The organism is Xenorhabdus sp. BG5 (assembly GCF_015163665.1).
Taxonomy (GTDB): domain Bacteria; phylum Pseudomonadota; class Gammaproteobacteria; order Enterobacterales; family Enterobacteriaceae; genus Xenorhabdus.
In genome coordinates, this window is the sequence record NZ_JADEUG010000072.1 from 1 (window position 1) to 1,447 (window position 1,447).

At 40.0% G+C, this 1,447-nt stretch carries 2 protein-coding genes and 1 pseudogene; 2 read left to right on the forward strand and 1 reads right to left on the reverse strand.

Going from position 1 to position 1,447, the window contains the following annotated elements; translation table 11 throughout:
- Positions 1-119 precede the first annotated feature (119 nt).
- A pseudogene (locus IQ209_RS18835) lies at positions 120-215 on the forward strand (RHS repeat protein); the annotation flags it as partial.
- 347 nt (positions 216-562) lie between these two features.
- Positions 563-967 carry a hypothetical protein gene (locus IQ209_RS17820; protein ID WP_193852518.1) on the forward strand — a complete coding sequence of 135 codons (405 nt, stop codon included), beginning with the start codon at positions 563-565 and terminating at the stop codon, positions 965-967.
- A gap of 69 nt (positions 968-1,036) precedes the next feature.
- Here the strand turns inward: IQ209_RS17820 and IQ209_RS17825 are convergent, their stop codons facing one another.
- Positions 1,037-1,357, reverse strand: a complete 321-nt coding sequence (locus IQ209_RS17825; RefSeq protein WP_193852519.1) for a SymE family type I addiction module toxin — start codon at positions 1,355-1,357, stop codon at positions 1,037-1,039.
- Positions 1,358-1,447: the final 90 nt, after the last annotated feature.

A 1,447-nucleotide genomic window follows, 5' to 3' on the forward strand; every position in this document is an offset into this window, starting at 1 on the left:
CACATCGGCGTTTTAGGTTCGCGGGGATGGGCGGAACAGGTAAAAATGGTTCTTTAACAAGCTGATAGTCAAAGAAAAAATCGCTTAAAAAAGTATGACCGCACCGGAATCATCCCTAAGACCCCATTGGGTTGCTGGGCGGATTGAATCCGTATGGGTATGTACATAATCCGGCGAAATGGGTTGACCCATTTGGGTTAGCGAGTTGTCCTGTCGATATATTAAAGAATGCCAGAAAAAATAATCATGCCATTTCAGCAGAACAAAGGCAGCAAATAATAGATTCAATAGAGAATCCTAAGCTGCAAAAAATGTTTGAAGAACTATATCGGCCAGGTGCAAATATCCCTGATGGAGGGACAGCAGCTTCTATTCTGCATACAAAGAATACTGGACAATTAGTCGGCGGTTCAGACCATATAAATAAAGGTAAGGATTATTTAACAGCATTGAAAAATTTATCTAGTGGTAATGGAAGGTATAAAAATGAGGCTCTAAGCCCATCGGATAGAAGCTTAGCAAGCTACATGATAAATGATTTAAGGAACGCATTGGGGCATTTATGACGAATGATGAATTAATTGATAAACTAAACAATCTTTTTCCTGTGTTTCGAAAAATACATGGCGATCATGATGGTATCTATCTAATATTTGGAGGTTTTGGTACGTTTTTTTCTGATCTAATAAATCTATATGGCTCTGGTAAAGTAGAGGAAAAAAGCTATTTTTCTCAAAACATCGCATCTATTTACAAGGATGAAGATATCTTAATAAAAGAAATAAAGAACATATTTAGTTTTGTCGATGACTTATTTCTTTATCAAGGTGATGACGTAAAAGACATATTAAATACGTGTATCTTTGAAGCAATAATGGGAAGTGATTATAGTTACAATTTGGCTAGAAAATATCTTAGCAAAGAAACTTATAATCACTATTTGGAAATAACTAAAAGAGTTATTTAGTTCAAAGCCGGAAAGATCTCCGTGATCTTCCGGCTTTCTGCTTTTTTAAGCGCCGCTCAGTTCCTGCCCTTAGCGGCTTTTATAGTCGCCAATCAGTTCCCGCATTCGCAGCTTAATCTCACTGAGCTGGTCTTGCTGGCGCTGGTACTGTTGTTTGATAGCGCAAGTATCATCACTGTCAGGGATTAATACCAGACAGCCATCCAGTATCTTAACGGTCAGTGTACAGCCTTTATCGAATCCCGCCGCCTTAAGCCATTGCCCTTTAAGATGGATTGCAGGCGGAGCTTTGGCCTTGTCATTTTGCGGCACGTATCCCACGGTGTAATAACGTTCGGTTTTGGCGGCTTTATTTACCGCCCGGTTTTGCTTAGAATGCGCCTTAGCCATCATTCAACTCCTCAATAGTTGGTTGTGGTGAGCAACTTCGGCGTGTTGCAAGCGCGCCGGAGCTGCGTTAAAAATGCTTTCTCTTTAGCT